The following is a 7,991-nucleotide window of genomic DNA, read 5'->3' on the forward strand; positions in this document are numbered from 1 at the left end:
GAATCCCCTGGTCCTGGCCCGAATCCCCTGGTCCTGGGCCAAATCTCATCAATTCACCACGTTACGCCGGCCGTTGGTGGGGACGTCTCCCGGCCGCGCTTCGGCGGCCGCCGATTCCGGTTCGGCCGCGGACCGGGCTCTGCCGGAAGGCCCGGCTTCACGAGTGGGACGGCGGCGCCCGCGACGGCGAAGGTCAGGGCGAGCGCGGCCCAGGTCCAGCCTCCGATGAGCTGGAGAAGGCCGGTGATCAGCACGGGGCCGAGCACGTAACGGCCAATCGACCGGCCCATCCCGAACGCCGAAAGGTACTCGGCCCGCCGACCGGCCGGGGCCAGGGCATAGGAGAGGGTCCAGGCCGCCGACACCGATGCGAGCTCACCGGTCGTGAGCAGTACGTTCGCGCATGCGAACAGCACGGGCGGCGCGGTGTGGGCGGCGGCCCAGAACAGCAGGCATGCGCCGGCCATCAGGGCCGCGCCGACGATCTGGCAGCGGCGGGCGGCTGAGACGGTGGCGGCGAGCCGCGCCGCGGGGACCTGCAGCAGCAACCCGAGCACCGTGTTGACGGCGTACAGCGCGCCCAGCGCGGCATGGGAGAGGTCGCTCTCCCGGGCCAGCCAGAGCGGGAAGCCGAGGTTGAGGACCGGCAGCCACAGTTGCAGTGCGCCGTCGACCGACGCGATGGCGAGCAGTCGCCGGTCGCGGAGCGCGACGAGCCGCATCCGGGGCAACGGTGCCATGTGCCGCCGCTCCTGGGGAAGGGTCGCGAGTGCACAGGCGACGAGCACGAATGCGGCCGCGTTGGCAAGGAGCATGGCGCGCAGCAGCCCGGTGCCCACGACCAGGCCGCCCAGCGGCCCGCCGATGCTCATCCCGAGATTGGCGAGGGTCCGGTAGGCGGCCAGCACCCGGACCCGCCGCTTTCCCTCGGCGAGTTCGGCGACGAGCGCCTGGGTGAGCGCGGCGACGTTCTGGTCGGCCACGGTGACGACGGTGACGGCCGTCAGGAATCCCCACCATCCGCCCACCGCGGCGTATCCGGCGGTGCCCGCCGCCCGGGCGAGGTGCAGCACCACCAGGGCCCGGCGCACTCCGTAGCGGTCGGCGGCCCGGCCGAACGGAACGGCCGCCGCCAGCGCGGCGAGGCCGGCGATCCCGAGGCCCAGCCCGACGCTCCCCGCCGACAGTCCCGCGACTTCGGTGAAGTAGACCGCCGAGAAGGCGACGAAGAGCCCGACCCCCAGGTGATCGACGAGTCCCGCACCGAGCAGGCGTCGGATCGCTCGCCGCTCCGAACCACTATGTTGTGTCATAGACGGACTATCCTGCACTCTGAGGGGAGGATCGTGCCATGACAGACCCCGCCGAAGCCGTCAGCCAGACGCTCGCCGTGAATCTGCGCACCGTCCGGCAGGCCCGGGGCTGGCGGCTGGAGGATCTGGCCTCCCGGTCGGGCGTGAGCCGGGGGATGCTGCAGCAGATCGAGACCGTCCGCACCAACCCGAGCATCACGACGCTGGCTCGCATCTGCGCGACGCTCGGCATTTCGATCGGGGAGCTCGTCGAGCCGCCGGAGGAGCTCGGCCGGGTCGCTCGCGCCGATGACGCTGTGGTCCGGTCGGGCGGCCGGGCACGGCTGCTCATCAACGACGGGCAGGCGCCGTTCACCGAACTCTGGGACTTTCGGCTCCCGCCCGGCGACGAGATCCGCTCAGACGCGCATCCCGTGGGCACCCGCGAGTTGCTGCACGTGCACGAGGGCACGCTCGCCGTCACCGTGGGCGGCGCGCTCTTCCAGGTCGGTTCGGGTGACGCGCTACGGATGCGCGGCGACCGGCCCCATGTTTACGCCAACCCGGGCTCACGGCCGGTCCGCCTCACGATGACCGTGGTCTACGCGGGGACTCGGGACCCTCGCTATGCCGAACTCGACCCGCACCTGCCAACGCCCGGATCGGCGAGCGGGTGAGCGGTCCGGACTTCGAATGGGAGTGACCAGGTCACGTGGACCAGTGGTCAGGTGTACGGCAGGCGGAGCACGAAGCGTGCGCCGCCGGTGGGGGAGGCTTCGGCGTGCAGGCTGCCGTTGTGGGCCTGCGCGATGGCGCGTGCGATGGGCAGCCCGAGGCCGGTGCCGTGGGGGTCGAGGTTCCGGGCGGCCGGCAACCGGATGAAATGCTCGAAGATGCGTTCGTGGTCCGCCTCGGCGATTCCCTCGCCGTCGTCGGAGACCGACAGTTCGGCCAAGCCCCCGCGGTCGCGCACCTCGACCTGCACGGTGTTCTCGGCATGCCGTTGGGCGTTGTCGAGGAGGCTGGCGAGGATCCGGCCGATGCGGACCGGAACGGCCCTGACCGTGACCCCCGGTTGCAGGCTCAGCAGTGTCTCGTGCCGGTCGGCTCGCCGGGAGATCTCCGCGCTGACGAATCGCCCCAGGTCCATGCGCTCCGGTGGTAGAGCCGCGTCCGCCTGGACGCGGGCCAGCAGGAGCAGATCATTGGTGATCGCCTGGAGCCGATCGACTTCATCGAGAGCCCGCTGGAACGTGGTGGACAGGTCGCCTGGGTCCGGGTTCAGCCGGGTCTCCTCCAGCAGGGCACGGAGCCCGGCGATGGGGTTGCGTAACTCGTGCGAGGCGTCAGAGGCGAATCGCTGCTGCTGGTCGACCATTCGTTCCAGACCGCCCTGCGCATGCTCCATCCTGGTGAGCGTCGTGTTGATGGTGCGGGCGAGCCGGGCGATCTCGTCTCGGCCGGGCGGTTCGGGGACTCTGCCGGACAGGTCGCTGACGCTGATGGCGGCGAGTTCGGTGCGGATGGCCTCGACCGGTCGCAGGATCCGGCCGGTCACCCTCCACGTCGCCCACGCGGTCAGGGCGATCAGCGCGGCGACCTGGACGGCGAACAGCGTGTCGAAGACCCCGGCCGACAGCGTGCCGGCGGCGCGACGGCCCGCGTACACCACCGGCGAATCGGGCGAAGGCCCGACCCGAACCGCTGTGATCCGCGTGCATCCGGCCGGAGGGCGAGCGCAGCTCTGCACATCCTGCGCGGCGTTCTGGGACGGCGGCCAGGCCTCGGTCATCGGAGGCAGTCCACGTGCCGCAGCCGATGCGGCGATGACGTGATGGCCGCGCCCGACCACCTGGATCAGATTGACCCCGGCGACCCGCGGCGTCACGGCCTTGCTCAGCTGTCCGTGGCGCACGTCCACCGCGGCGATGGCGGCCTCCTGGCGGACGTGCCGCCACACGGCGTCGGTCAGGGCTTGGCGGGCCATGAGGCCGCCGCCCACTCCCGCCGGTATGAGCAGGAGCGTGGCCAACAGCGTCACGAGTGCGGTGATCCGGCCTCGCAGGGACCGTAAACGCGGCGACCGGATGCGTGGCGAGGACCCGGGCATCGCAACACGCCATCCTCCCAGCGTGATCATCCCGACACTCTGCGATCATGCTCGGCGGATCGGGTCCCTCGTGATACGGCACTCATGCGGATCCGTCGGCGAGCAACGACGGTGGATCGTCCTCCGGCGGGCACCGGGGGAGTCGCACCCCGGCCATGGCCGGGTTCGGACGCCACCGATGATGACCACGCGTAACTGGACGTCATCGAATTTCACGATACGCTCCATCGCTCGCGGGGGTTAACCCCCATGTCCCGGCGCCGGAGGCTCAGGTCGGCGGCTCCGTCGTGAGAGGGAGGACGCCGCGATGCCCGGCGTCCGATACTGGCGGTCGGCCACGCCCCCATCGCAGGAGCAGATCACGTGCGGACCCTCACCGTGTACGGGCAGCGGCTCGCGGCACGGGCGGGCGGCCTGCCGCCGCTCGCCGTCGACACCGTCATCGCCGCCGTGTGCTGGATCAACGTCGTCCTCCAGGCCGCCGTCGATCAGCGGCTCCAATGGTGGGTCCCGATCATGGCCACGGCGAACTCGCTGCCGTTGCTCTGGCGACGCCGGCATCCGTTCTGGGTCACCATGATCATCGGCGTGGGCACCACGTGGCTGGCCCTGGCCGGGGTGCTCGGCGACCTGCCGCCCGCGCAGCTGGTCGCCACGTACACCTTCGCCGCTCTGTGTCCGCCGACGGAACGGCTGATCGCGGTGGCGGGAACGGTCGTCGGCATCTCGATGTCGATCTTGATTCCCGAGGACGAGGTCCTCAACCTTGGCCCGGTCGGAATCGCCTTCGCCGTGGCGTACGCGCTCGGCACCGGCGCCCGAGCGCGCCGGGACCGGATCGCCATGCTGGAGGAGCGGGCCCGCCGCCTCGACGAGGAGCAGGACGCCGCGGCCGCGCGGGAACGCCAGCGGATCGCCCGGGAGATGCACGACATCATCGCCCACTCGATGAGCATGATCGCCATACAGGCCGAGGCCGGGCCGGTCGCGGTGCGCAGTGATCCCGACAAGGCCGAGCAGGTGTTCGACACCATCTCGGCCACGGCCCGGGACGCGCTGGCACAGCTACGCCGGGCACTCGGCGTCCTTCGGTCGGACGAGTGGACCCGCAGACCACAGCCGGGTCTCGAGACCCTGCCGACCCTGGTCGCCGATGTCCGGAACACCGGCCTGGCCGTCACGCTGCATGAGGACGGCAGGCCGCGGCAGGTGTCGCCGGACCTCGCCGTGACCGCGTACCGCGTCGTGCAGGAGTCGCTGACCAACACGGTGAAGCACGCCGCGGCGAGCAGCGTCCAGGTCCGGTTGGGATGGCGTGACGACGCCCTGCGGCTGGAGGTGTGCGACGACGGGCGCGGCCTCGCGGGGGCCGGCGATACAGGTGGGCATGGCCTGGTGGGGATGCGTGAGCGGGTCGCGGCGGTAGGCGGCGAGCTCACCCTCGAGCCTGGCCCCGATGGAATGGGTCTCTGTGTGGTGGCCAGTTTGCCCGTACCCTGAGGTGTGCCCCCCAAGCAGACGATTCGTGTGCTCATCGCCGATGACCAGGGACTGGTGCGCGACGGTTTCGCGATGATCCTCTCCACGCAGCCGGATCTGGAGCTCGTGGGCGAGGCCGCGGACGGAGCCGAGGCGATCCGGGCGGCGCGGGAACTCCATCCGGACGTGGTGCTCATGGACGTCCGCATGCCGAACGTCGACGGGATCGAGGCGACTGCGGCGATCTGTCGTGACACCCGCGCGAAGGTACTGGTGCTCACCACCTTCGACCTCGACGAGTACGTCTACGACGCGCTGCGCGCCGGTGCGAGCGGCTTCCTGCTCAAGGACATGCGACGCGCCGAGCTGATCGAGGCGGTACGTGTGGTGGCCGCCGGTGAGGCGCTGCTCGCCCCGACGGTGACCCGTCGCCTGATCGCCGATGTGGTGGGACGCGCCCATCCGGTGCCCGCGGCCGCTCCTCGCCCCGATGCCCGGCTGGCGGCGCTGACCGCACGGGAGACCGAGACCTTGCGGCAGGTCGCGCGAGGACTGTCCAACGCGGAGATAGGCCGCGAGCTGTACGTCACCGAGCACACCGTCAAGACCCACGTCAGCAGCCTCCTCAGCAAGCTCGGCCTTCGGGACCGGGTACAGGCGGTGGTGCTGGCCTACGAGTCGGGTCTGGTCCAGCCGGGCGAGACCGCGCCGCCGGCTCACTCCTGAGAGCGAGTCGGCCGCTCCTGCGAGCGGCACGCAAGTCCGCTCTCCACGGCGATCCGCCGCCGCCGGTCCAGGGATGAACATCAGGGCAGCTGTCAACCGTTGGAGGCTGTCATGATCCGTACGATTTCCGGGTTCGCCGCCCGCCGGCCGCTCTTCGTCATCGTGGCCTGGCTCGCCATCGTGGGTGCCGGCTTCGGCATCGGCGGTGGAGTGTTCGAGCGGCTCGTGTCCGACGTCGGTACCGTGCCCGGTAGCGAGTCGGGCCGCGCCGCGGATCGGCTCGCCGCCGCCGCGCCCAGGCCCGAGACGCTGACCGCCGTCATCTCCGGCCGGCCGGCCGCCGATCCCGCGCTGCGGCAGAGCGTCGCGTCGGCCATCGGTGCGGCGCGGGCGGTGCCCGGGGTCGCCGAGGTGTCCGAGCCGCTCCCGTCGGCCAAGACCGGCAACGCGCTGCTCGTCGAGGTGCGCCTGGCCCCCGGGGACGGGCAGGAGGAGACGGCGGAGGCCGTGGCCGAGCGGCTGCACGGCATTGACGCCGATGTCACCGTCGCGGGCGGACCTCTGTCCGATGCCGAGTTCGACGAACAGGCGCAGAAGGACGTGGCGCGGGCCGAGATGTTGAGCATGCCGGTGGTGCTGGTCCTGCTGCTGGTCGTCTTCGGCGGCCTGCTGGCGGCCGGGCTGCCGGTGCTCATCGCCGTGGTGGGCGTCGGCGGGACCTTCGGTGTTCTCTTCGCCTTCAGCACCGTCACCGACATCTCGGTCTACGTCATTCAGGTCACCACCATGCTCGCCATCGGGTTGGCGGTGGACTACGCACTGCTGATGGTCAACCGGTTCCGCGAGGAGCGGAGCACCGCGCCCGACGTCGCCACCGCCGTCACCCGTACCACCGCCACCGCCGGCCGTACCGTCATGTTCTCCGGCCTCACCGTCGCGGTGGCGCTCGCCGGGTTGGTGGTCTTCCCGGATCCGTTCCTGCGCTCGATGGGACTGGCCGGATCCGCCGTCGTGCTGGTGGACATGGTCGCCGCGCTCACGCTGTTGCCGGCGCTGCTCACCCGGTTCGGCCACCGGATCTCTCCGGCCAAGCGGCGCGCGGGCGCCGGGATGTTCGCCCGGGTGGCGCGCGGCGTCCAGCGCCGGCCGGTGCTGACCCTGGTCGTCACCGCCGGAGCGATGGCGGCGCTGGCCGCTCCCGTGCTCGGGCTGCACATCTCCCAGGGCGACCCGCGGATGCTGCCGGGTGCCACCTCGACCCGCCAGATGTGGGACGGGCTCACCGAGCACTTCCCCGACCAGGCACAGTGGTCGGGCGATATCCAGGTGCTCGCCGACGCGCCCGCGAACGACCCCGAACTCGACCGGCTGCGCGGGACGGTCGCGGCCATCCCGGGAATCACCGGAGTAGAGGTGGATCAGCTCGGGCCCGATTTGACCGTGCTGTCCGCCACCCCGCGTGGTCCGGCCGACGGTGCGGCGGCCCGCGACGCCGTCACGGCGATCCGCGACCTGTCCGCACCGTTCCGCATCGAGGTGACCGGCGACTCGGCCGAGCTGGTCGACTACCGGGCCATGCTGATCGAACGGCTGCCGTGGGCGGTCGCGCTGGTCGCGCTCGGCACGCTGATGCTGCTGTTCGCCTTCACCGGTTCGGTGCTGCTGCCGGTCAAGGCGGTACTGACCAACCTGCTCAGCATCGGCGCCGCACTCGGCATCGTGGTCTGGGTGTTCCAGGAAGGACACCTGGCGGGTCTGCTCGGCACCGAAGGCCTCGGCTACGTGCACCTCACCGTACCGGTGCTGATCGGCGCGATAGCGTTCGGGCTTTCGGTCGACTACGAGGTGTTCCTGCTGTCCCGGATCCGGGAGCGGTGGCTGGCCGGCGCAGGTCCCCAGGGTTCGGTCGCCGAGGGTCTGCAGCGCACCGGCGGCATCGTGACCGCGGCGGCGGCGATGATCGCGGTGGTCTTCGCCGGATTCATCTTCGGCGGCTTCGTGCCCATCAAGGCCATCGGGCTCGGGCTGGCGCTGGCGATCACGTTGGACGCGACCATCGTGAGGATGCTGCTGGTCCCGGCCACCATGACGCTTCTCGGGCGGCGTAACTGGTGGATGCCGGGCCCGCTGCGACGCGTGCACGCCCGGCTCGCCCTGTCCGAGTCGGCGCCCGAAGCGCCGGAGGCCGCGTCGCCTCCGGCCGCCCCCGCGCTGGCCGGCTGACGACCGGGCGGCCTGCCCGCCGACCATCGAACGAGGGCGGATCCCGGGATCCGCCCTCGTTCGACCACGTGGGCGGACAGTCGGCGAGGCGACGAGCCGGTTCGTCAGGTGGTGACGAGCCAGCCGGCCGAGCACAGTCCGGTCACGAACACGAGCGTCCG

General features: G+C 71.5%; 6 protein-coding genes. 4 read left to right on the forward strand and 2 right to left on the reverse strand.

Annotated elements, in window-relative coordinates:
• Positions 1-53: 53 nt before the first annotated feature.
• Positions 54-1,313, reverse strand: a complete 1,260-nt coding sequence (locus HKK72_RS32545) for an MFS transporter (RefSeq protein ID WP_187238269.1) — start codon at positions 1,311-1,313, stop codon at positions 54-56.
• Between the two features lie 38 nt (positions 1,314-1,351).
• Between HKK72_RS32545 and HKK72_RS32550 the strand changes: the two genes are divergently transcribed.
• The gene (locus HKK72_RS32550; RefSeq protein ID WP_187238270.1) at positions 1,352-1,969 is read left to right on the forward strand and encodes a helix-turn-helix domain-containing protein; all 618 of its coding nucleotides are present in this window, start codon (positions 1,352-1,354) and stop codon (positions 1,967-1,969) included.
• Positions 1,970-2,016: 47 nt separating this feature from the next.
• On the opposite strand, the gene HKK72_RS32555 is transcribed toward HKK72_RS32550, so the two are convergent.
• Complete coding sequence (locus HKK72_RS32555) at positions 2,017-3,333, reverse strand: sensor histidine kinase (protein WP_187238271.1); 1,317 nt, start codon at positions 3,331-3,333, stop codon at positions 2,017-2,019.
• A gap of 432 nt (positions 3,334-3,765) precedes the next feature.
• Here HKK72_RS32555 and HKK72_RS42505 point away from each other — a divergent pair, with 432 nt between their 5' ends.
• The 3 genes from HKK72_RS42505 to HKK72_RS32570 all read left to right on the forward strand — a co-directional run bounded on the left by HKK72_RS42505 (position 3,766) and on the right by HKK72_RS32570 (position 7,830).
• Positions 3,766-4,902: a sensor histidine kinase gene (locus tag HKK72_RS42505; RefSeq protein ID WP_187238272.1), complete on the forward strand. Its 1,137-nt coding sequence runs from the start codon at positions 3,766-3,768 to the stop codon at positions 4,900-4,902.
• Positions 4,903-4,923: 21 nt separating this feature from the next.
• Entirely contained in the window at positions 4,924-5,607 is a 684-nt protein-coding gene (locus tag HKK72_RS32565; protein ID WP_315987565.1) for a response regulator transcription factor, read from the forward strand.
• A gap of 111 nt (positions 5,608-5,718) precedes the next feature.
• Positions 5,719-7,830: an MMPL family transporter gene (locus tag HKK72_RS32570; protein ID WP_187238273.1), complete on the forward strand. Its 2,112-nt coding sequence runs from the start codon at positions 5,719-5,721 to the stop codon at positions 7,828-7,830.
• The last annotated feature ends 161 nt before the right edge of the window (positions 7,831-7,991 follow it).

Source organism: Actinomadura sp. HBU206391 (genome assembly GCF_014323665.1).
GTDB lineage: Bacteria > Actinomycetota > Actinomycetes > Streptosporangiales > Streptosporangiaceae > Actinomadura_C.

Coding starts and splice junctions, on each gene's coding strand:
- HKK72_RS32545 (WP_187238269.1), bottom strand. CDS start 1,313: ATGACACAACATAGTGGTTCGGAGCGGCGAGCGATCCGACGCCTGCTC.
- HKK72_RS32550 (WP_187238270.1), top strand. CDS start 1,352: ATGACAGACCCCGCCGAAGCCGTCAGCCAGACGCTCGCCGTGAATCTG.
- HKK72_RS32570 (WP_187238273.1), top strand. CDS start 5,719: ATGATCCGTACGATTTCCGGGTTCGCCGCCCGCCGGCCGCTCTTCGTC.